Genomic DNA, 21,600 nt, shown 5'->3' with positions numbered 1-21,600 from the left:
CACAAGACGCGCATGACGATCAAGAGCCAGACGCATAAGGGCGAGGGCTATAACGAACTGCGCTTCGAGGACGAACGCGATCAGGAAGAGATCTACATCCACGCGCAGAAAGACCAGAACATCCACGTCAACCACAACGAAACCACCTTCGTCGGCAACGACCGTGCCGAACAGGTCGAGCATGATGAAACCATCACCATCGGCCACGACCGCCGTGAAACGGTGGGCAACGACGAACAGGTCAACATCGGGCAAGACCGGCGTCACGCCATCGGGCAAAACGACTTCCTGACCATCGACCGCAACCACACCATTGCCACCGGGCGCGACCGCACGGAAGACGTGGGCAACAACCGCCGCGACAAGACGGCCGCGAATCACTGGATAGAAACCGGCGGTCATGTTGAACACAAGGTGCAAGGCCATTTCCAGGTGCATGCCGGCGAGCGGATTGAAGGCAAGACGGTCACCCTGGAGTTGCAGGCGGCGCAAAGCGTGGTGATCAAGGGGCCGGGTGGCACGATCACGATTGATGGTTCGGGCATCACGCTTGAAGCGCTTGCCATCAACCTCAAAGGCCCGATTTCGCAGGCGAATGGGGGCGGTAATTCGCTGACGATGGCGAGCGACGTGGTTGAGGGGCTGATAGAAGACTGCATGGAACGCACGCGATGACAGCCGCTGTCATGCCCAGCCTGATCGCCGAACGCCGCCATGCGGAAGATGCCATTTATCTGCTGGTGGATCCGCTGGCCGACTGCGCGCCAGAGCAGCCCCTTAGCCTGGCGTCGTTGATGGAGGCATTGGGCGCTGACGCCCTGACCACGGTGGCGCGGCCTGATCTTGCGCACACGCCAAGCGCCTGCCCGGTGTTGATTCGCTTGGCGGGTCCCGGCCAGGAGCCTGCCACGGCATTTATCCGTCAGGTATCGCAACACGCACTGGCCGACGTCGTGCACCGCAGACGCTATATCTGCGGTCTGCTGCTAAGCCCCTTCGACGCCGACGCCTTGGCCGAACATGTCGCCGCACGCTGCATGGACTTTTCAGGCAGCGCCGTGGGCGGCATGTCGCCATGGTTCGAGCCGTTGCGGCTGGAACTGCTGGCCGCCTCGATGCCCAAGGAGTCGCTGGGCCATCGGCTCTGGCCAATACGCACGTGGCTGTTGCCCACCAGTTGGGGCTCGTTTGCCATCGTGAATGGTGCACCGGGTGGACCGGCTGCCGCGGACGCCTCAAGCGCTCAGGCCGATCCTCTGCCGGCGCTAGCCCGTCAGACGCAACAGGACGCGGTGCTGATCGCAACGCTGTTGGCCGCATGGCGGCGGTCATTGCAACAGCCTTTGGCCTACGCGCCAAGGCGCTGGCAAGGCAAGACGCCGCTGCCACCCCAGGCCGCCGCAGAAGCCTTTCGCATGATCCGGCAGGCGCGACAGATTGGCTTGACGGATAACCGCGACATCATCGTGCTGGCGCTGCATCAAGAGACGATACATCCGCGCTTGCTGCATTACGAGCCACTGCGCCTGGCCTTGAGCCGAACGTCCCCCGGCGGTGCCGCCACCGCGCTGGCGGCCTATGGCGACCTTGCGTGGCAGCGCATCGCCCATCACCTGAACCTCGCGGAAACCACCTCATGACGCTCAGCCGCCAACTCGACATCACCGTCCAGGAGATGCTGCCCTTACCGCTGGGCAGTTGCAAAGCCTGCGAACGCACCGGCATCCCCATCTTGCTGCTGCGCGAGGCCGCTATTCCCAAGACGCCGGCCCTGAACAAGCACGGCGCATTGACCCATCCCGGCCTGCAACAGACGCTGCGCGTGCTGCGTAGCGGCTATGTGTACGTGTTGCTGGACGGCAATGTCTGGCAGGCCTATGAGGTTACCGAAGCCGGCCACCTACGCCTGTTCGACCCCTACGAGATGGGCAGGGATGCCCCCGAGCCCCTGTCTGAACGATGTGTGCAGCATGCCCACGACCTGCCGGCGTCCTTCATCGGCATTGACGTGGATAAGTACAAGACGGCCTGGATCGCGTATGCGCAAGACCCGTGGCCCACCGCCGTGCTGGATGCGTACAAGTCTGGCGCCACGCCGGCGGCTCAGGCTCGGAAAACCGTCCACCCGTTACGCTTCGTGATCGTGGACCTGACCACCCTGCGGCAAGACCCCACGGCGGGCGGCGCCGCGCTGGCACTGGAACACGCGCATCCACTACATAAGCACGTTGCGGAGTACAGCTTGGATGTGCGCGACTTCGGCAGCGTGCATGGCTGGCATTCGCGCGCCCTGCAAGCCACGGGCATGCGCAACTATCTGAAGATGATGGAACGCCAGCATCGCCTGCCGCAAGGCGTGCCGGGGTTGATATTGCCGGACCCGGTGGGCATGGCGCAGGAACTGAATAACTTTCGATTGGCCGCGTACACGCAGAAGCGGATGTGGGCGGAAGAGCCGCAACGGCGCTATGCCTATCTGACGTCGCAATGTTTGTTGGGCATTGAGCAGCTCTACGCCGCCCAGGCCGATGCCGAGATACCGGCGAGCCCTACGTACCTGCAAGACCTGATACCCACCGCATCCGGCATGGGGCCGAGTTTCTGGGACCCCGCACAGGAGCGCCGCGAACGCGTGGCGCACAAGGTGGCACGGCGGATGGGTCGACTGAAGGAACGCTATTGGGAAACCGACCCGCCGTCCGAGCGAGGCCGGCAGGGCCGCGCCAGTTTTCAAGCGAGCTATGACAAGGAGTGCAAACGTCTGGAGGACGACATCGATGCCTATGGCAAAGACTGGGCGGGGGTTGTGCGCAGCGCCGCCTGGAGGCGGATAGTCGATCTGGACTACAGCGACATCGACGAACGATCACGCCGCTTGCGCCTGCTGATGGTCAGCGCGTGCCTGGACGGCGGTATTACCGACGCGGTGGAAGCACCTGTTATCAGCAGAACGGGCGCGCCGGCGGTTGCCCCCAAGCCGGGTCCCACGTCGCAGGCATGGCAGGAGCTGTTGTCCGATCCGCACAGCGCGGTCTATGTGGCGTTGAACGGCCAGCGCAGCGATTTGCAATCCAGCTTTCTGCCCTTGTTCAGCGCGGGCGCGGGCGGCGCGGCCAACGATGCCGCCAAGAAGTACTTCGACGCGGTAAAGGGCGTGGTCAGCAGCAAAGAGATCGGCGTGTGGCGCGAAGGCTTGGCGGCGGACGCGGCAGACCAACTCTTGGCCGCCATGCATGGCGCCAGCAGCCGGCTGCAGAATCTTCTGAACGAAGGCCCCCGCGCGGCGATTGATGCCGTGCACGTCGGCGGCGCATGGTTGTACCGTGGCGCGCAGATGACGCAGGTCGTGATCCAGCTGACCGTCAGCGAACTGCTAGGAATCTACGCCGACGAACTTCAACGTGTCGGCGAGTCCCTGAACCAAGACACCGGCCGCCGAGTACGCGCCTTCATCTTTTCCGGCCTGATCAGCATCCCGGACCCCGCGTTGCACAAGATATTGGTCAACGTGACGATCTGGTTGGAAGGCAGCGCGGAACAGATCGCCGAGCGAATAAAAGAACTGAAGACCGGCGCGGCGGACGTGACTCGCGACGTGATGCAAGACGTGCAGGAGGCAATCGGCGGCGTGACACACAGCGCACGCGGCATATCTTGTAGCGCGATGCGCAAGCTGTCAGTGGGCATCAAACATCTGGATGTTCCTGCGGCCCAACTGCTCATCGGTTTGGAACTCAGTGCGGAGCACGCACGGGAGTTCGCCAAGAACGGCTTCGCCAGCTTGAAACGTTTATCTGTGGGTTCGGGATACGGCGGGTTATCGCTGGTCAGCCTTTATTTTCTGCATGACAGTGTGCGGTCCAGCCTGGACGCTGCTCAAAAGGCGGTAGGCGCGGAACATGCGGAGGCGATGGCCGCGCTGTATGGGGCGGGCATGGGCATGCTGGGCGCGGGTGTGGAAGCAGGCGGGTTGGCGCTTAGCGTGGCGGGAGAGGCTGTGCAGCCGTTCATGCGCCGGATGGCGAGTGCAGAGGCGGGGATGATCGCGAAGGCGATTGGGCTGGGGAAGGGGTTAGTAAAAGCGGGTGGCGCGATTGCGGCTTTGGGGGGCGTGGCGGATGGAGTGGGTAGTTTAGGGGCGGCGATGCGTGTTGCAAAGCGAGGCGATACCTCGGCAGGATTGGCAAATGCAGCCGCGGCAACTCTTTCGATCCTCGGTGGCGGGTTTGCTTGGGCTGGCGCAATTGGCAGCGGTGCGCTGCTCGGACCTTTGGGGATCGGTATCGCGCTTGGCCTCTCCGCCTTCGTCTTCGCGGCTGGAGCAAAGAAATTGGAATCTGATGCCCTGGAACTGTGGGCGCGACACTCGTATTTTGGAAATTCTAGAGTGGAATTGAGGTGGGCGGACGCGGACCAGATGGATCTTTCCGTCGCCGCGCTAAATGCCGCGGTTCTGGGAATGGAGGCAGCCCTTGGATTTGACTCGGACAAGCGAGCCATAGACTTTGATCAATTTGTGACAGCAGACGTTTTGCTGGTTAAGGAAACAGGAGGGCTGGAATCCGGCACCGTGTTGAGTTACCGGATCCTCCTTCCTGGCTTTGATCCTATCAAGTCCCGCTACGAATTCACCCTAAGTATTGAGAAATTTGGTGTGGAAAAGGGTCGACGTACCCCTGCGACAGCGTCGTCTGTGCTTGCAACTGTGTATCACAATAGTCAAGGTCGAGCGCCCGAGCTGGATGCTGTGCCTGGATTGGTGCCAGAACACATTAGGATGCCCGGCGAGGATAAGCCAGTGTTACGTTGCAGCTACTGGCTCGGCAGCATGCACGCTATTAAGGCCGCTACCATCGATATTTGCTACTGGCCAGACAAGGATGATCTGGCGGGATATGCGCAGTTGCGTCGCACGGAGGAGACGTGATGCCCGATCCTCTGCTCCACCCGCCGTGTCCTGGATGGAAGCGCGACTTGCCCGGACCGAACGATCCGCCCGATGCTCCGCGTAGTCCCGAGACCCCACCTAATTACGTGAACGCCGTCTGTTTGGAACTGTCCAGACGTTCTTCCAGTATCCGAGGAACTTTCGTTGTATCCGTTCCGCTGTGCGTTTGTTTCCTCATTTGGCAGCTAACTATCGCGATTCGCTATGAATGGTTCTCGTCTGGAGACATGACGGATCGATTGCTGGCTATTTTGGTAATGGCCGTTTGTTCAGCAGCCTATTTGTACCTTGCAGCGTTTCTGTTCCACATGGACGTTTCTACACCGCGCGATCTACCTATTCGCTTTAACCGCGCCCGTCGCAGAATTTACGTCTACGGCTTCCATATGGTCTGGTGGAATCCCTTCGCTCGCCGCTATGTGAACACCGCCAGCTACGACTGGGACGACGTTCGCGCCGAAGTATGGGAGCAATGGGGCGCCACTTCTGGTGGTGGCTTGATGATCAAATGGGGCGTCTCAATAGCCATCGTCAAACCCGCCACGAACGAAGTCATCGAACGTTTCCACCTCAGCACTTACAACCAAGACCTGGACAATCTCTGGGCCTACGTCTGCACCTATATGCAGCAAGGCCCGGAAGCCTTGCCACCGTGCGATATCGAACCGCGTGACGCGAATGACGTGCCGGCATACAACCTGGCGCTGCGTTGGGCGCCAAGGGTTGTATGGCCGGAGGCGATGGATGCCGAATCTCGGAGTGCGCCGTGAAGGGCGGTGTCAGGTATCTCCACGGCCGCCACCGCCACCGCCACCGCCACCGCCACCGCACCCACGTCCCGCCTCACTTCACTATCCGCGCCTCCAAACTATTGTCCGCCAGCGCCTTGGCCTGTTCCTGCGTCATGCCCAGATGCTCATGCAAGGCCTGAAAGTTCTCGTTCACATAGCCGCCAAAGTAAGCCGGATCATCGGAATTTACCGTGACCTTCACACCGGCCTCCAACAGCGACAGGATGTTGTGGTCGCGCATGTGTTCGAACACGCGCAGGCGCGTGTTGGACAGCGGACAGACGGTCAGGGGGATCTGTTCGTCGATCAGCCGCGCAATCAGGTTCGGGTCTTCGGCGGCGCGCACGCCGTGGTCAATGCGCAGCACCTTCAGCAGGTCCAGTGCTTCCCAGATGTATTCGGGCGGGCCTTCCTCGCCCGCGTGCGCCACGGCGGGCAGGCCTTCGGCGCGGGCGCGGTCGAATACGCGCTGGAACAGACGCGGCGGAAAGCCCATTTCGCTGCTGTCCAGGCCGACGGCGACAAAGGCGTCGCGATAGGGCAGGGCTTCGTCCAGGGTGCGCATGGCCTGCTCTTCGGGCAGGTGGCGCAGAAAGCTCAGGATCAATCCGCTGGAGACGCCCAGTTGCTTGCGCCCGTCTTCCAGCGCCCGGCTGATGCCCTCCAGCACGACGGCAAAGGGGATGCCGCGATCGGTATGCGTCTGCGGGTCGAAGAAGGGTTCGGTGTGCACCACGTTCTGCTCGCGGCACTTCAGGAGATACGCCCAGGTCAGGTCGTAGAAGTCCTGTTCGGTGCGCAAGACGTTGGCGCCCATGTAATACAGATCCAGGAATTCCTGAAGGTTGCCGTAGTTGTAGGCGCCGCGCAGGGCATCGATGTCGGGCCAGGGCAGCGCCACGCCGTTGCGTTGCGCCAACTGGAACAGCAGCTCGGGTTCCAATGAGCCTTCCAGGTGCAGGTGCAGTTCCGCCTTGGGCAGTGCGTTGAGCCAGTCGTACATAGGTGCTCCGATAAAAAAGGGGCGTATTCAAAGGGGGCTTGAGCGTGGGGCCTAAGCGTGGGGGGCTGAGCGCGGCGGCCTAGGCGGCCAGCGCGGTCTGATCCGCCTGGATGGCTTGCTCCAGGTGCGCCGCAAAGGCGCGCGCCTGGCGGGTGCTGGGGCGATCGCGCCGCCATATCGCGGCAAGGGGCGATTTCTTGATGGCGGGGCGCGCGGGCAGCACGACGAGTTCGCCTCGCGCCTGGCGGACGGCGGCCACGCTGCCGGGCAGCATCCACAGGTAGTGCCCGTCCAGCAGCATTTCGCGGCCGAACTCCAGGGACAGGGCGCCGATCATATCCGGAATTGCCAAACCGGCCTGGCGCAGCGACATTTCCAGTTCGCCACGGATGCGGCTGCCGGGCAACGCGGTAATCCAGGGGTAAGCCACATAGTCGGCCAGCGTAGAGTCCGGCAGCCCCGCCAAGGGGTGATCCGTGGCGCAGCCCAGCACGACGGGGTCTTCCAGCAAGGTGGTGGATCGATACACCTGCGGGTTCACGGTGGACGAAAAGCGGCTGATCAGCACGTCCACCGCGCCCGCGTCCAGGTCTTCGATCAGGCGCTCGTGCGTGCCGATCTCGATGGTGAGCGTGATGCGCGGATAAGCCTGCCGGAACGAACGCGCGGCTTCGGCCACCGGCCAGCCCGCGAACATGGAAAAGCAGCCGACCGTCAGGCTGCCTTCGTCGCCGCGCGACACGGCGGCCAGATCGATCTCGGCCTTGCGGAAGTCGGTAAGCAGCAGGCGGGCATGGCGGCACATGGCGTCGCCTAGCGGCGTGCAGGTCGTGCCCTTGGCCGTACGCTCGAACAGGCGCGCGCCAACCAGCTCTTCGATTTCAGCGATGGCGCGCGACAAGCCCGACTGCGTGCTGTGCAACTGCGCCGCCGCTTTGGACAGATTGCCCAATTCGGAGACGGTCAGCACGATTTCCAGGTGCCGGATGCGGAGTTTGCCTCGGAACGGTGTCATGGGAAGCGGCCGGTGGCGATGTGCCGATTATTCTCTGCCCCGCAACGCTTGGCAACGGCGATGCGGGATTCAGATATAGTTCGTCGCCAAGCGAGGCCTCGAATCCATCGCGCTGCCCCCCCGCGTTGACCGAGTGAGCAGCGGCAAGAAAGGCACAACATGCATCCATCCCTATCCGCTATTTCCACACCCCGCGCGCGGCGGCTTGCCCAGTATGCGGGGGCCGGCCTGATGGTGCTTGCCCTAAGCGGCTGCGGCGTGTCCCGCGTGGATGAGGTGTCGGTCAAGTGGCCGTCTTTCAAGAGCGTGACGCCGGTGGTGCTGGCGTCGGACCCGGCCCAATGCCCGGACTTGGGCGGTACCTACCGCGCCCAGGGTGAACTGCGGTCGGGTGAACCCTCCTATTCCCTGAAAGACCTGCGCACTTTTTTCCTGTATCCCTTGGGGCTGCCCGGCATGCGTGACACGCTCTTGCCGGAATGGCGCTCTACGCCCACCGCGACGGTGTCGCTGTCGGCCGACGGCAAGGGATGGAACGTGTTGGCCCTGGACGGGCAGGGCGCGCGCTCAACGGCGCGATTGCCCATGCTGGATGGCGGCGAGGATCCGGCGGCCAAGTCCGGCGAGGGCGGCTTCTATCTGCCCGACGACATCCGCCGCTATACCGGCTGCACGCAAGGCCGGCTGTGGGTCAGCGTGCGGCACGACTGGCGCCAACATGAATCCATGGGCGTCAGGCGCCACGTGGCGGTATTCCGTCCGCAAGCCGGCGGCCTGCTCGTAACCGTGCAACGCGAGTCGGACAGCATCGGAATGCTGCCCTGGTATTCCAACGAAAGCAGCGTGTCGCAGTACTGGTTCGCACCGGTTGCGCGCTGATATTTTTAACTGGGTGATGCCGCGGCTGCGGCTTGCCGATTAGCTTCTGACTCATGACACGTAAAAGCCTGTTTATCTCGACCTTGCTCCTGATTGCGTTCACGCTGCTGGTCGCCTTGTTCTGGCGCCATCAGTTCGCCAACACACCGCCTTCGCTGCGTGGGCTGATCGAAGACCCGGTGGGCAGCAACGCGCACGTCTATGGCGAGTCGCCACGCGAAGACGCCCAGGCCCTGCGAGCCTTGCTGGCCGACGCGCAACGCGGCAACCCCGAGGCGCAGTTCATGCAGGGCCTGATGCTGGAACAGGTGGACATGAAAGAGGCGCTGCGCTGGTACGAGACGGCAGCCGCCCAAGGGCATGAGGCTTCCATCGAGCGCCTGGCGCAACTGCGCGGGCAGGCGGCGGCTCGGTAGGCATCGCCTTGAACGTACCGGCTACAGCCCGATCCTCCTCGACGCCCACCGACTTACCCGCAGACGGCACGCGCGCCCGGTTTGTGTCCGGGCCGCTGGGGCCGCACGTACTTGAAATGGTCCTGACCGGGTGGGCCAGCATGCTGGCCGTCTTTGCCGTTGAGTTCTTGTCGTTGCTGTACCTGGGTACGCTGCAAGACGAAGCGGTGCTGGGCGCGGTGGGCTTTGGGTCGATGACGCAGTTCACCATTACCTCGGTCTGCATCGGCGTGACCGTGGGCGGCGCCGCGTTGGTGTCGCGCGCACTGGGCGCGGGGAACATGGTGCGCGCACGCACCTTGGCGGGCGCGTCGTTGATCCTGATGGCAGGCGCCGCGCTGGCTGCCGGGGCCATCTTCCTGGCGGCGATTGGTCCGTTCACGGCAGCGATCGGGCTGGCCCAAGACGTGCGCGAGCACCTCTTGTCGTATGTGTTGATCACGACGCCGTTCGCGGCGGTGATGGGCCTGGGCATGATGCTGTCCAACCTGCTGCGGGCGTCTGGACGCGGCCGGCAGTCCATGTGGGTGTTGCTGGCCGGTACCGCGACGGTGGCGGTGCTGGACCCGATTGTCATCTTCATTTTGGACGGCGGCATGGAAGGCATTGCCGGGGCCGGCGGGGTGGGGCGGGTGGCGACGGTGGTGCTGGGCGCCTGGCTGGTGTTCGGCAAACATCGCCTGGTGGCGTGGCCCGTTCGGCGCGCGCTGCGGGCCGACCTGGCTGCCATCGGCAAGATCGCATTGCCCGCCGCGCTAACTGCCTTGGCGACGCCCGCCGCCGTGATCTTCACGGTATCCACCTACGCAACGTTCGGCTCTAGTGTCATGGCGGGGGCGACGGTGGTGGATCGTGTGCTGCAACTGGCTTATTCCCTGTACTTCGTGCTGCCCGGTGCGATTGGTCCCATTCTTGGGCAGAACCTGGGCTCGGGCCAATGGGACCGCGTGAAACAAACGGTGTGGCTGACCTCGCGGTGGGCCTTGCTGTACGGCTTTGCCGCTGCCACGGTGCTGGCGCTGGCTGCTCCCTGGGTGGCCGACATGTTCCAGATGGCCGGACCGGGGCGCGACCTGATCATCTTCTTTTGCCGATTCGGCAGCTTTGCGTGGGCGGTGAACAGCCTGTTCTTCGTGGCGATTGCCGTGTTCAACAACCTGGGATACGCCACTTACTCCACGGTCATCGGCTGGTTGCGGGCCACAGTGGGGACCTTGCCGTTCGTGTGGTTGGGCGCGCATTACGGCGGCGCGGAAGGCGTGCTGCTGGGGCAGACGCTGGGCTTTGCCCTGTTCAGCGTGATTGCGATGAGTATCTGCCTGCGCGTGTTGCGTGCCCCTCCGGCTGAGCCTGTAAGGGGCGCCGCCGCGTAGTGCGTTGGGGTAGTGACTTGGCGCGCGCAGGGGCGACCCGACATTGCGCCAGCCTGCGCGTTCGATTTCAACAGCCGGTCGCGGTACGATCCTGGCTGACTTCGATTTTTCAGGAATACCATGCGTCAGCGTTCATCACGCCCTCGAATCGATTCGCTTTCCCGTGTTGTGCTTGCGGCTTGCATTACGGCCGCCGCCGCGGGCACCGCCCAGGCGCAATCGCCCGCGTCCGCCACCGGATCGCGCGCGCAGACCACGCCTGCGCCGGCACAGCCGCAACCGGCCTTGACGCCCAAGCGCAGCTTTGATGATGTGGTTGCCGCGCAGGAAGCGGCAAAATCTGGTGCCCCGACGGCTGCCCCCGCAGCAGCCGCGCCGGCGCCGGCAACGAGGTCTTCCGCGGGGTCTGCCACGCCCGCCATCGCACCTTCGGGCTCAGCCGCCGCTGCCGCACCCGCACCTGCCGCCACTGCCGCACCCGCTGCACCCGCCGCCGCCGCCGCAGCCCCCACTGTCATCATCCCGACCGAGCTTGACACCAAGGCGTGTATTGCCAAGTTGCGTAACGGTGCCACGGCCAATGGCCTGACCGTTGCGGATTGGGATAAGTACACCGCCAATGCCAAGCTGCTGCCCACGACCGTGGCGTCTGCCAAGGGTCAGCCCGAAGGGCGCGAAAGCTGGTGGGACTACATCGCCAAGACCGTGGACGATGAGCGCGTCAACGACGGGCTGGCCGTGATGAAGAAGGTGGGGCCGCAACTGTCCGCGATTGGCCAGCAATACCAGGTGGACCCCGCGACGCTGGTCGCCATCTTTGGTATCGAAACCAACTACGGCCGGCAGATCGGCAAGACCGATGTGCTGAACGCCTGGCTGACGCGCGCTTGCACCGAGAACAAGACGCTGTGGGAAAAGAACGCCTATGCGTCGGTGCGGCTGCTGCGCGACGGGACCGTGCCGGCCGACAGCTTTGTTGGCTCCTGGAGCGGTGCGTTCGGCATGACGCAATTCATCCCGACGTCTTTCTATGAGCTGGCGGCGGACGGTGATGGCGATGGCCGCATCGACCTCTACCATTCGCTGCCCGACGCGCTGGCCTCCACCGCCAACCACCTGCGCAAGCGCCGCGCCAAGTGGACGCACGGCCTGCCCGCCGTGGTGGAAGTGCGGGTGCCGGCTGACGTGGCTGCCGCGATCCCGCCTGAACCCGACGCGGAATACGTGGGCTCGCAAGACCGCCGCACCATTGCGCAATGGGCGCAAGCCGGGTTGAAGCAGGGTGATGGTTCGGTCTTGAAGCTGCCGTCAGGTAACGACGAGAAGGCCTATCTGTTTGCACCCACCGGCGCCAAGGGGCCGGTGTTTTTGGCCACGGTCAACTTCGACGCCATCCTGCATTACAACCAGTCGCGCCGTTACGGTTTGGCGGTGTCGTTGTTGCTGAACCGTTTGCAGGGCCGTCCGGGCATCATCACGGCCTGGCCTACGGATGACCCCGGCCTGTCTCGCGCCCAGATCAAGGAATTGCAAGAGGCGCTTTACGGACGTGGCTACGACGTGGGCGAAGCGGACGGCATTCCCGGCGCCAAAACCCGCGATGCCGTGCGCGCCGAACAAGAGCGCCGTGGCCTGCCGCAAGATGGTCGTGTGGGCAAGCGGATCCTGGACGCGCTCAAGGCCGACAAGCCTGACGCCTTGCGCGCGCGCCCGTCCCAGTAAGTCTGCCGCCCGCATCAGGGCACGGCGAATGTCAGCGTCTGATCGGCGCGGCATTCGTCATTGATGGGGCGGTGGATGCCATGCGCGGTCAAGCGCCGCTATGATGGATCCCCGCCCACGCTTTGTGAAGAATGTCATGCCGTCCGCTGGTTTTCCTGACGTTTTCCTGACACCTCGGCTGCGCGCGCAGCGGATGAGCCAGGCGCATCTGCCGTTCATTGAGCAGATGCACGCCAATCCCGATGTGATGGCCACGATGGGCGGCACGCGCGACGCGGCGGCCAGCCGGCTGTACCTGGCGCAGAACGAGGCTCATTGGATGGATCACGGCTACGGCATGTATGTGCTGGAAGATCGGGAAACGGGCGCGCTGGCTGGACGCGCGGGCTTGAAGTACACGGTGTCTGACGAGCAGGGCGCCATTGAGCTTGCCTATGCGTTTGCGCCGGAATGCTGGGGCCGAGGCTATGCCGTGGAAATTTCAGCGGCGCTGATCTCGCTGGGCTTCAAGCTGCTGCCGGTCGACGCGCTGTGCGCGGTGGCGATCCAATCCAATACGGCGTCACGCCGCGTGCTGGAAAAGAGCGGCATGCGTTATGTGGGCGAAGCGGCGGGCAACAGCGCCAATGTCAAGGTGCGCTACGAGATCCGTCGCTCGGATTGGCAGGCGCGTCAAAGTACTACCGACAACACGCGACAGCCCCGGCGTTAACATTCGGCTATGAGCACCACCAAGATTCCCGACGACGACCCCCAGCCGGTCCCCCCCGAACGCCCCGCGCCGGAAGAATGCTGCAACAGCGGCTGCATTCCGTGCGTGTACGACATGTACGACGAAGCCATGGACAAGTACCGCCAGGCGTTGAAAGCGTGGCGGCTAAGGCATGAAGCGGAAGGCACGTAGGATGGGTGTGGCGCGCACGGGTAAATAGAAGAAAGCAGATACCCAGCGCGCAAACCCATCATGCAGCGCATCGCAATGGTGGCGATCGATTGGATGGCACCGTTGTTCGATGGGTTACGCGCGTCCGCCGTTCGTTTTCTCTTGGCCAGTCTTTCGCGCTTCACCCATCCTACGATTGGCACGTAGCGGAAATCAGCGCATCGCAATCGTCTGCCTCAACCCGCCAGCTTCATATGGACGATCGGAAACGGGCGGCCAGCGTCGTCGTGGGCCGAGCGGCCGGTGTCGACGAAACCGTAGTGTTTGTAAAACCCGTGCGCTTGCGGATTCTGTTCGTTCACGTCCACCAGCAGGGTGCCGTGCAGCGAACGCGCGAAATTCAGCAGGCGGCGGCCGGCGCCTTTGCCGCGTTTGCTGGCGTCTACGAACAGCATTTCGACTTTGTTGCCTGACAGCCCCATGAAGCCGGCGATCTCGCCGTCTCCGTCCTCACAGACCCACACCCGCACCGATGGCAGATAGGTGTTGAGGACCTGCGGGTACATCGCCTGGATTTCCTTTTCCGTCAGGAAGGAATGCGTGGCGCGGACCGAGCGGAGCCAGATGTCCGCCAAGGCCAGGTCGTCGCCGTGGTTGCGTTCTCGGATATTCATGTTCTTGTTGGTGTTTACAGTCCCGAGCGATACAGGTCGGTCGCGGCCAGGACGGTTTCCATTTGCACAGTATGCGCGAAGACAAAGCGGTCGCCGTAGACGGTTTCATCCGGAAACTCGGAAATCAAGGCCATCGGCAGATCTTCGCGATCCGTCTCCGTGATCTGTACCGGAATGCCGTTCATGACCTCGAAGCCGGTTTCTAGCGCATGCGCGTGAAAGAGTTCCAATTGGCGGGCGTTGAATTCCACCAGCCCGGTCACGTTGGCGGCCAGGCGCGCGGTGACCCCTTCGATCAGCCGGTGCGCGCGTTCACGCCAGCCCGGATGATGGCGCAACACCAGGAAAAACCCCTTGGGTATCGTCCACAGCTCGAAGTTGCGCGGCAGATAGCCGGACAGGGGGCGCGTCCACTCATGCGCGGGGTAGCCGTGCAGGTTGATGTGCAACTGCGCGCCGCTGATTGCCTGGGCCTGATGACGCGCGTCACGTTCAAAGAACGGGGCATGTTCGCGGTAGGCGATGTCGTCGCCCAGCGCGCTGTAGCGCGAGGCGTGCAGCATGTGGCGCGGATGATGTTCGCGCAGGCGGTTGAACAGCGCGTACCCGTCGGGGTTCTCGGCGGCGACCAGCGCAAAGTGCGCGTTGCCGCGTTCGGCCAACGTCTGCGCGGCGCGCAGCGCGCCGACAATGCCCGACGTTTCGTTGGCGTGCTGCGCGCCCGAGATGAAGACGGCAGGCCCGGGGCCGCGCACATAGGTGCCCAGCACCGGGCGCCCCTGGCGCGATACCGCCTGGAAGGTGGCGCCGCCAAACGCCGCCACACAGCCGGCAATCTGGGCGGCCGTCAGTGGTTCGCGACGTTGCGCCAGCGGCGCATCGGGTAGCGCGGGCGTAACCGGCGCGATCGGGGCAAACGGTTCAAGTGAAATCTGCACACGCGCCGCGCCGTCATGGCGGCGGATGTCGGGAATGATCTGGCCGGGCTGCAAGCCACGGTCGCCCGACGGCCGGCCGGAGTGGTGCTGAAAATGTTCCAGCAGCGTGAAGTAAACGTCTTCGTGCAGGGCTTCAAAGGTGCTGACGATTTCTTCGTCCACCGGCAGCGCGAAGTCCATGCCGGGCAGGTCCACCCGGATTTCCAGGCGGTCGAAATACGGTTCGTGCGCGCCCCAGGCATGGTTGCGCACGGTGTCCACGATGCTGCGGAACACTTGCTGGTATTCGGTGGCTTGGGCGCCGTCGGTCTGCACCGCCCCGTCGGCATCACGCACGCGCAGCCAGCCCGTGGGCGATAGTTCCGGCGTGCCATCTTGCGCCGCGCCCAGCACGTTAGGCGCGAAAACGCGGGACTCGACCGTGCGGCCATCGGCGTAGCTCAGGGTGACGTCATAGTGCAGGTCGGACGCACCTTCCTGCATCACGACGCGCACGCCTTCCAGCAACGCGACCAGCGGGTAGGCTTCCAGCGTAAAGCGCTTGGCCAGCGCGTGTTCGTGCAGCGGATAGCGCACCAGCGCCGACACCAGGCCGTCGCGATCGACTTCTTCCAGGAAGTAATGCAGCAGCGGCTTGTAGGCGCTGCGAAAGCGCGCGCTGACGCCGGCCTGCGCCAACCGCGCCTCTGCCGCGCGGCGGGCATCAACACCTTCAAACAACCAGCCTTCCACCACCGCGCCACGCCAGACGGGCGCCAGATAGGAATGGGTCCAGGCGTCCAGCGTGCGGTCAAATGATTTTTCAAGCAAAGACATGCGTCGTATTCCTTCGGGGTTCTTGCGGCATCCGGCAAAGAGACAAATGCCCCTTGCGGGGCATCTGATCTTTTACACCTTTCCGGTCGGGTCCAGGCGGTCTCGCAACCAATCTCCCAACAGATTAAGGCCCAGCACGGTCAGCATGATCGCCAGGCCGGGGAAGACGCTGACCCACCATGCGGTCTGCATGTAAGTGCGGCCATCGGCCAGCATGCCGCCCCAACTGGGAATCATCGGGTCCACGCCCAGCCCCAGGAAGGTCAGGCTGCTTTCCAGCAGGATGTTGTTGGCCACGTTCAAGGTCATCAGGATGACCAGCGGACCCAGCAGGTTGGGCACGATGTGATGGCGGATCATGGCCAGGTCGCGCACGCCAAAGGCGCGGGCGGCCAGCACGAATTCGCGCTCACGCAGCGCCAGCACCTGGGCGCGCACCAGCCGCGCATACTGCACCCACTGCGACACGATCATGAAGAAGATCACGTTGAACAGGCCGCCACCCAGGATGGCGATGAACGTGATGGCCACCAGGATGAACGGCAGCGCCAGTTGCACGTCGGCAAAGCGCATGACGACCATGTCCCAGAAGCCGCGGTAGTAGCCCGCGATCAGGCCCATGACGATGCCCAGCAGCGCGCCGCCGATGACGGAGGCAAAGCCCACCATCAGCGAGATCTTGCCGCCCACGATCACGCGGGCCAGTACGTCGCGGCCCAAGGGGTCGGTGCCGAAGGGATGCGCGGCCGACGTGAACGGCGCCATCAGGCGCGAGGCCAGGTCCATGGATTCGCCGCCGTCTGGAAACAGCCAGCCGGACGTCAGCACCAGCAGGATCATGACGCCGGTCAGGATGGCGCCCAGCACGAATTCCAGCGAACGGTAGCGGCTGCGCGGCTTGAAGGCCTGGGGCGCGGCGGGGGGTGTGGTTGTCTGCATAAGGCTTAGCGCGTGCGGATACGGGGGTCGACGATGCCGTAGGCAATGTCGACGATCAGGTTGACCAGGACGATGACGGCGGCCAGCACGGTGACCGTGCCTTGCAGCACCGGATAGTCGCGGCCGGAAATGGCGTCGAAGGCCAGCGTGCCCAGTCCAGGCCAGTTGAAGACCATTTCAATCACGACGATGCCGCCGATCAGGCCGCCGAATTGCAGGCCCAGATACGTGATGAGCGGAATCGCGCAGTTGCGCAGCGCGTGCTTGTACAGCACCACGCGCTCTTTCAGGCCCTTGCTGCGCGCCACCATGATGTATTGCGCCGACAGCGTTTCCAGCATGGTGGTGCGCACCAGGCGGATGTTGGTGGCGCTAAGAATGATGGCCATCGTCAAGGACGGCAGCACCAGGCTGGCCGGGCCGCTCCAGCCCGAAGGCGGCAGCAGCGGGAAGGTGATCGACAACAGCAGCACCAGCATCAGCGCCAGCCAGAAGTTGGGGAACGACAGCCCCACCAGCGACAGGATGCGGATGGCCTGGTCCGTGGACTTGCCGCGCTTGATTGCAGCCTGGATGCCCAGCGGCAGCGAAATCAGAATCGACACGATCAACGACGTAAACGCCAGCATCAGCGTGGCGGGCAGGGCGTCGCCGATCAGCTTGGCGACCGACGTGCCGCCCATGAAACTGCGGCCGAAATCGCCGTGCAACAGGCCCTGCATGTACGACAGGTATTGCTCGTGGAAGGGGCGGTTCAGCCCCAGCGCCTGGCGGATGTTGGCCAGATCTTGTTCGGTGACGCTGCCCGAACCCTGGCTGAGCATCAGCGCGGGGTCGCCGGTCAAGCGCACGGCATAGGAAACCAGCAGTGTCACGGCGACGATCACGAAGACCGCCTGCAACACGCGTTTGATGAGAAATCCGGTCATGAGGCGCCGCCCCGGCTTCACACCGGGGCGGATCGTTGGGTTAATGCTTAATCGACACTGGTTTCAAGGAAACGGAAGCGGATGTCGCCAGGGACTTCCAGGTTCTTCACGCGCTTGTTCACGCCGACGATCGTGTTCAGGCTGTACAGCGGCATTTCCAGCGCCTGGTCGGCGACGTACGTGGCAATTTCCTGCAGCATGGCTTCGCGCTTCTTCACGTCATAGACGGTGCGTTGCGCTTCCAGCATGCCGTTGAGCTTGGCGTCCTTGTCATACGGGTTCCACTTCTGGCCCGTGTGATACATCAGGTACGCGGTGTTGTCGTAGTCATACGTCCAGCCACCCCATTGGTTTTGCCACATCTCGCCCGTCTTGCCGCCCGGGATGATGTCGTTCAACAGCACGCCGGTTTCATACGGCTTGATGGTGGCGCGCACGCCCACGCCTTGCAGGTAGCCCGACACGGCCTGGGCCACTTCGCGGAAGTTCGAATCGCTGCCGCGCACGTCGATCTGCACGGTGGCGCCCGGCTTCACGCCAGCGGCTGCCAGCAGCTTCTTGGCTTCGGCGGGGTTGAAGGGCAGGGGCTTTTGCTCGGGGTTGTAGCCGAACGATTGCGGGCCCTGGAAGCTGGCGATGACTTTCGCTTGGCCCAGCAGCAACTGCTTGACGATGGCTTCGCGGTCCACCGCCATGATCAGCGCACGGCGCACGTCGCGGTTTTGCGTGATGCCGCCCGTGGTTTTGTAGCGCAGCGCGTAGGCGACCGGGCCGCCCGTCGAGATGACGTCGGCGTTGCCGGACTTCTTCACGGTGTCGATCAGGCCCAGCGGGATCAGCGTGGCGATGTCGATGCGGCCGGCTTGCAGCTCGGCCACTTGCGTGCCGGGTTCGCTGATGAAGCGGTACACAACCTTGTCCAGCTTGGGCTTGCCGCCCCAGTACTCGTCGTTGCGCGCCAGCGTCACGTTGACCTTGGGCTGGTAGCTTTCAAACTTGAACGGGCCGGTGCCGACCGGGTTCGTGTTGAAGTAGTCCTCGCCCTTTTCCTTGATGTACTTGGGCGGCACGATCATGGCGCCGTAGCCGGCCAGCTTGGTCAGCAGCACGGGGTCAGGCTGCTTCAGGATGAAATCGACGGTGTATTCGTCCACCACCTTGATCTCGCCGATGGAGTCGTAGTTGGACTTTTGCGGGCCCTTGGCGCCTTCCGCGCCCAGCAGGCGTTCGAACGTGAACTTCACGGCTTCGGCGTTGAAGGGTTCGCCGTTGTGGAACTTGACGCCTTCGCGCAGCTTGAAGCGCAGGCGCTTGTTCTCGTCCAGGTATTCCCAGCTGGTGGCCAGGCCCGGCTGCAGCTTCAGGTCGGCGCCGCGCATCGTCAGGCCGTCGTACAGGTTGCCGCCCACCGAACCCCAGAAGGTCACGAAGGTGTCGATGGGGTCCCAGCTACCCGGGTCCTGGTTGATGGCCACGCTGAGCGTGCCCGCGGCATGCGCGGTCGACAGGACGGCGGGCAGTGCGCCGCCCAACGCCAGGGTCAGGGCGGTGGCGGTGAAAGTGGTGCGGAAGAATTGCATGGTCGCTCCAGGGACGGGAACTCGGATCACACCGAGAAAAAAAGGGGGCTGCTGCTACGCCGCGCGGGCCACTTGATGGCCGGGCGCGAATTCAGTCAGCGGAATGATGGCCGGCTCGTCGCCGCCGCGGCGTACCGGGCTGGGAATTTCACCTTCGATCAGCGAGGTATCAATATGGCGGCCAGGCTCGGCCACGGGCACGGCGGCCAGCAGCTTGCGCGTGTAGGCATGCTGCGGCGATTCAAAGATCTGCCGGCGCGTACCCAGTTCCACGATCTGGCCCAGGTACAGCACCGCCACGCGATGGCTCACCTTTTCCACCACCGCCATGTCGTGCGTGATGAACAGGTACGACAAGCCACGGTCTTTTTGCAGGTCCATCAGCAGGTTCAGGATCTGCGCTTGAATGGACACGTCCAGCGCGGAGACGGATTCATCGGCAATGATCAGCTTGGGGTTGCTGGCCAAGGCGCGCGCGATGCACACGCGCTGGCGCTGGCCGCCCGAGAACTCATGCGGATAGCGCGTGGCGTGCTCGGGCTTCAAGCCCACTTGTTCAAGCAGCTCGCCCACGCGGCGGGCGATGGCGTCATCGCCATGCAACAGGCCGTGCGTGCGGATGGGTTCGGCGATGCTGAAGGCCACCGTCTTGCGCGGGTCCAGCGATGCGTAGGGGTCTTGGAAGATGTACTGGATTTCCTGGCGCAGGCGCTGGCGGCCGGCGGCATCCATCGAAAAAATGTCCTGGCCGTTGTAGCGCACCGCGCCCGAGGTCGGCGCCACCAGTTGCTGCAAGGTCTTGCCGATGGTGGACTTGCCGCTACCCGATTCACCCACCAGCGCCAGCGTTTCGCCGGGGTAGACATCAAAGCTGACCTCTTCCACCGCATGCACGCGATGCGTGACGCGGCCGAACAGGTTGTGGCCGACGTCAAAACGGGTGGTCAGCTTTTCCACGCGCAGGACGGGTTCGTCGTAGCTGGCGGTGTCTTGCTCGCGGGTTTCGCCCACTTCGCGCAGGGTGTCTCCGTCCAGCACGGTTTGCGGCGTGCGCAGCGGCAGGTCGCGGCCGGTCAGGCTGCCCAGGCGCGGCACGGCGGCCAGCAGCGCGCGCGTGTACGGATGCTTGGGCGCGTTGAAGATCTCATCAACAGTGCCTTGCTCGACCTTCTTGCCGCGCAGCATCACGACCACGTCGTCGGCCATCTCGGCCACCACGCCCATGTCGTGCGTGATGAAGATGACGGCGGTGCCCAGGTCGCGCTGCAATTCGCGGATGGTGTTCAAAATCTGCGCCTGGATGGTGACGTCCAGCGCGGTGGTGGGCTCGTCGGCGATCAACAGGCGCGGCTGGCATGACAGCGCCATCGCGATCATCACGCGCTGGCGCATGCCGCCCGACAACTGGTGCGGATAGCGGTCCAGCAGTTGTTCGGCGTCCGGCAGGCGCACCTTGTCCAGCAGCTTGCGGGCCGACTGGCGCGCGGCCGAGCGCGACAGTTGCTGGTGCAGCATGATGGCTTCCACGATCTGGTCGCCGATGGTGAACACCGGGTTCAGCGACGTCATCGGTTCCTGGAAGATCATGGCGATGTCGTTGCCGCGTATGGCGCGCATCTGCTCGTCGGTGGCCTGGGTCAGGTCGGTTTCGCGGCCATCGTTGTCGCGAAACAGGATCTGGCCCGTGGCGATGCGGCCGTTGGAATAATCCGTGAGCCGCATGATGGCCATGGACGTTACCGACTTGCCCGCCCCGGACTCGCCCACGATGGCCAGCGTCCTGCCCGGCTTGACGTCGAAGTCCAGGCTGTCGACAGCGCGGAACACGCCGTTGTCGGTATTGAAGTCAACCGATACGCCGCGCACGGACAACAGCGGGGCGGTAGAAGAAGCGGGGGTGCTAGACAACGTGGATTCTCACAGCGAGGTGGCGGCGCGGGCGGCTTGGTCGTACAGGCCCGAGAGGGCGCGCAAGGTGTTGGCCAATTGGTGGCTGGCTTCGTCCGCCGCGGGGGAGTCGATGAACGATTTGACGAGGCATTGCTCGCGCACTTCGGCGTAGCGCGCAATGGCGGCAGCGCCGGCGTCGGTGGTGGTGTAGATCACTTCCTTGCCCGTCTTGGCGCTTTGCACCACACCCAGTCGCTCCAGCTTTTTCAGCGAGTAGTTCACCAGGTGGGTGTCTTCGACGTTCAGCGTGAAGCAGATGTCGGCCAGCTTCTTGCCGCGTCCACGATGGAACACGTGGTTCAACACCAGGATGTCCAGGGAAGTCAGGTCGGGTAGGCCCGCGCAAGCCATGCAGCGCACCATCCAGCGATTGAACGCGTGGGACGCGATGATCAGGCCGAACTCGACCTCGGACAACTGCGGGGCGGACGTGGCGAGATGGGCGGAAGAAACGATGGCGTCCCGGATGGATGCAGACATGACAGGCGTGTGTAGGGACGGATCGATGATAAAACGTTGGCGAATTATTGACGATTTGTTGTTATGGAGGCATTCGGGATAACCCTGGGTAATAAGGGCTGCCAGGCAGTGCATAAGCGCGGCGCGATTTTTGCTGGTGTCCCTTGTGCTGGGCCTTTGTTAATCGCCTGACGTTGGGGCTAAAAACGGGAGCAAGGGATGCGGGATCTGAATACTCTACTTAAG

Annotated in this window: 19 protein-coding genes; 10 read left to right on the top strand and 9 right to left on the bottom strand. The window is 63.7% G+C overall.

The window, feature by feature from the left end; genetic code table 11:
* The 4 genes from ACE04A_RS02875 to ACE04A_RS02860 form a co-directional block, all read left to right on the top strand.
* Positions 1 to 675 (top strand): bacteriophage T4 gp5 trimerization domain-containing protein (locus tag ACE04A_RS02875; RefSeq protein WP_485819844.1); only part of this gene is annotated, 675 nt, incomplete at its 5' end.
* Positions 672 to 1,640: a hypothetical protein gene (locus tag ACE04A_RS02870; protein WP_448717277.1), complete on the top strand. Its 969-nt coding sequence runs from the start codon at positions 672 to 674 to the stop codon at positions 1,638 to 1,640. The genes ACE04A_RS02875 and ACE04A_RS02870, both read left to right, overlap by 4 nt.
* Positions 1,637 to 4,927 (top strand): T6SS effector BTH_I2691 family protein, encoded by a 3,291-nt coding sequence (locus ACE04A_RS02865; RefSeq protein ID WP_448717275.1) that lies wholly within the window; start codon positions 1,637 to 1,639, stop codon positions 4,925 to 4,927. Before ACE04A_RS02870 ends, ACE04A_RS02865 begins: the two co-directional genes overlap by 4 nt.
* Entirely contained in the window at positions 4,927 to 5,718 is a 792-nt protein-coding gene (locus ACE04A_RS02860) for a DUF6708 domain-containing protein (protein WP_485819843.1), read from the top strand. Before ACE04A_RS02865 ends, ACE04A_RS02860 begins: the two co-directional genes overlap by 1 nt.
* A gap of 73 nt (positions 5,719 to 5,791) precedes the next feature.
* On the opposite strand, the gene ACE04A_RS02855 is transcribed toward ACE04A_RS02860, so the two are convergent.
* Positions 5,792 to 6,742, bottom strand: coding sequence for an adenosine deaminase (locus ACE04A_RS02855; protein WP_448715909.1), 951 nt, complete (start codon positions 6,740 to 6,742; stop codon positions 5,792 to 5,794).
* Between the two features lie 79 nt (positions 6,743 to 6,821).
* On the bottom strand, positions 6,822 to 7,757 hold the full coding sequence (locus tag ACE04A_RS02850; RefSeq protein WP_259246160.1) for a LysR family transcriptional regulator: 936 nt from the start codon (positions 7,755 to 7,757) through the stop codon (positions 6,822 to 6,824).
* 159 nt (positions 7,758 to 7,916) lie between these two features.
* Between ACE04A_RS02850 and ACE04A_RS02845 the strand changes: the two genes are divergently transcribed.
* From ACE04A_RS02845 to ACE04A_RS02820, 6 genes are all read left to right on the top strand, one after another.
* On the top strand, positions 7,917 to 8,636 hold the full coding sequence (locus ACE04A_RS02845; protein ID WP_485819842.1) for a hypothetical protein: 720 nt from the start codon (positions 7,917 to 7,919) through the stop codon (positions 8,634 to 8,636).
* A 53-nt stretch (positions 8,637 to 8,689) separates the two neighbouring features.
* Positions 8,690 to 9,052: an SEL1-like repeat protein gene (locus ACE04A_RS02840; RefSeq protein WP_259246162.1), complete on the top strand. Its 363-nt coding sequence runs from the start codon at positions 8,690 to 8,692 to the stop codon at positions 9,050 to 9,052.
* 140 nt (positions 9,053 to 9,192) lie between these two features.
* Entirely contained in the window at positions 9,193 to 10,464 is a 1,272-nt protein-coding gene (locus tag ACE04A_RS02835) for an MATE family efflux transporter (protein WP_485819841.1), read from the top strand.
* 120 nt (positions 10,465 to 10,584) lie between these two features.
* The gene (locus ACE04A_RS02830; RefSeq protein WP_448715912.1) at positions 10,585 to 12,186 is read left to right on the top strand and encodes a lytic murein transglycosylase; all 1,602 of its coding nucleotides are present in this window, start codon (positions 10,585 to 10,587) and stop codon (positions 12,184 to 12,186) included.
* Between the two features lie 136 nt (positions 12,187 to 12,322).
* Entirely contained in the window at positions 12,323 to 12,898 is a 576-nt protein-coding gene (locus ACE04A_RS02825) for a GNAT family N-acetyltransferase (protein WP_448715913.1), read from the top strand.
* Positions 12,899 to 12,907: 9 nt separating this feature from the next.
* A complete protein-coding gene (locus tag ACE04A_RS02820; protein WP_279996407.1) occupies positions 12,908 to 13,090 on the top strand; it encodes an oxidoreductase-like domain-containing protein in 183 nt (60 codons plus the stop codon).
* A gap of 215 nt (positions 13,091 to 13,305) precedes the next feature.
* On the opposite strand, the gene ACE04A_RS02815 is transcribed toward ACE04A_RS02820, so the two are convergent.
* The 7 genes from ACE04A_RS02815 to ACE04A_RS02785 all read right to left on the bottom strand — a co-directional run bounded on the left by ACE04A_RS02815 (position 13,306) and on the right by ACE04A_RS02785 (position 21,375).
* On the bottom strand, positions 13,306 to 13,743 hold the full coding sequence (locus ACE04A_RS02815) for an acetyltransferase (protein WP_100856430.1): 438 nt from the start codon (positions 13,741 to 13,743) through the stop codon (positions 13,306 to 13,308).
* Between the two features lie 14 nt (positions 13,744 to 13,757).
* Entirely contained in the window at positions 13,758 to 15,497 is a 1,740-nt protein-coding gene (locus tag ACE04A_RS02810) for a M14 family metallopeptidase (protein ID WP_485819840.1), read from the bottom strand.
* Positions 15,498 to 15,569: 72 nt separating this feature from the next.
* Positions 15,570 to 16,436: an ABC transporter permease gene (locus tag ACE04A_RS02805; RefSeq protein ID WP_279996405.1), complete on the bottom strand. Its 867-nt coding sequence runs from the start codon at positions 16,434 to 16,436 to the stop codon at positions 15,570 to 15,572.
* A gap of 5 nt (positions 16,437 to 16,441) precedes the next feature.
* Positions 16,442 to 17,365 carry an ABC transporter permease gene (locus tag ACE04A_RS02800; RefSeq protein WP_100856427.1) on the bottom strand — a complete coding sequence of 308 codons (924 nt, stop codon included), beginning with the start codon at positions 17,363 to 17,365 and terminating at the stop codon, positions 16,442 to 16,444.
* Positions 17,366 to 17,412: 47 nt separating this feature from the next.
* Entirely contained in the window at positions 17,413 to 18,945 is a 1,533-nt protein-coding gene (locus tag ACE04A_RS02795) for an ABC transporter substrate-binding protein (RefSeq protein WP_448715915.1), read from the bottom strand.
* Positions 18,946 to 18,999: 54 nt separating this feature from the next.
* The gene (locus tag ACE04A_RS02790) at positions 19,000 to 20,853 is read right to left on the bottom strand and encodes an ABC transporter ATP-binding protein (RefSeq protein WP_485819839.1); all 1,854 of its coding nucleotides are present in this window, start codon (positions 20,851 to 20,853) and stop codon (positions 19,000 to 19,002) included.
* Between the two features lie 9 nt (positions 20,854 to 20,862).
* The gene (locus ACE04A_RS02785; protein WP_100856425.1) at positions 20,863 to 21,375 is read right to left on the bottom strand and encodes a winged helix DNA-binding protein; all 513 of its coding nucleotides are present in this window, start codon (positions 21,373 to 21,375) and stop codon (positions 20,863 to 20,865) included.
* Between the last annotated feature and the right edge of the window lie 225 nt (positions 21,376 to 21,600).

This window comes from Achromobacter colocynthidis (genome assembly GCF_057334535.1).
This window is presented reverse-complemented; position numbering and strand designations above follow the sequence as displayed.

Coding starts and splice junctions, on each gene's coding strand:
- ACE04A_RS02840 (WP_259246162.1), top strand. CDS start 8,690: ATGACACGTAAAAGCCTGTTTATCTCGACCTTGCTCCTGATTGCGTTC.
- ACE04A_RS02820 (WP_279996407.1), top strand. CDS start 12,908: ATGAGCACCACCAAGATTCCCGACGACGACCCCCAGCCGGTCCCCCCC.
- ACE04A_RS02830 (WP_448715912.1), top strand. CDS start 10,585: ATGCGTCAGCGTTCATCACGCCCTCGAATCGATTCGCTTTCCCGTGTT.
- ACE04A_RS02850 (WP_259246160.1), bottom strand. CDS start 7,757: ATGACACCGTTCCGAGGCAAACTCCGCATCCGGCACCTGGAAATCGTG.
- ACE04A_RS02795 (WP_448715915.1), bottom strand. CDS start 18,945: ATGCAATTCTTCCGCACCACTTTCACCGCCACCGCCCTGACCCTGGCG.
- ACE04A_RS02810 (WP_485819840.1), bottom strand. CDS start 15,497: ATGTCTTTGCTTGAAAAATCATTTGACCGCACGCTGGACGCCTGGACC.
- ACE04A_RS02845 (WP_485819842.1), top strand. CDS start 7,917: ATGCATCCATCCCTATCCGCTATTTCCACACCCCGCGCGCGGCGGCTT.
- ACE04A_RS02870 (WP_448717277.1), top strand. CDS start 672: ATGACAGCCGCTGTCATGCCCAGCCTGATCGCCGAACGCCGCCATGCG.
- ACE04A_RS02835 (WP_485819841.1), top strand. CDS start 9,193: ATGCTGGCCGTCTTTGCCGTTGAGTTCTTGTCGTTGCTGTACCTGGGT.
- ACE04A_RS02855 (WP_448715909.1), bottom strand. CDS start 6,742: ATGTACGACTGGCTCAACGCACTGCCCAAGGCGGAACTGCACCTGCAC.
- ACE04A_RS02805 (WP_279996405.1), bottom strand. CDS start 16,436: ATGCAGACAACCACACCCCCCGCCGCGCCCCAGGCCTTCAAGCCGCGC.
- ACE04A_RS02800 (WP_100856427.1), bottom strand. CDS start 17,365: ATGACCGGATTTCTCATCAAACGCGTGTTGCAGGCGGTCTTCGTGATC.
- ACE04A_RS02785 (WP_100856425.1), bottom strand. CDS start 21,375: ATGTCTGCATCCATCCGGGACGCCATCGTTTCTTCCGCCCATCTCGCC.
- ACE04A_RS02815 (WP_100856430.1), bottom strand. CDS start 13,743: ATGAATATCCGAGAACGCAACCACGGCGACGACCTGGCCTTGGCGGAC.
- ACE04A_RS02860 (WP_485819843.1), top strand. CDS start 4,927: ATGCCCGATCCTCTGCTCCACCCGCCGTGTCCTGGATGGAAGCGCGAC.
- ACE04A_RS02865 (WP_448717275.1), top strand. CDS start 1,637: ATGACGCTCAGCCGCCAACTCGACATCACCGTCCAGGAGATGCTGCCC.
- ACE04A_RS02825 (WP_448715913.1), top strand. CDS start 12,323: ATGCCGTCCGCTGGTTTTCCTGACGTTTTCCTGACACCTCGGCTGCGC.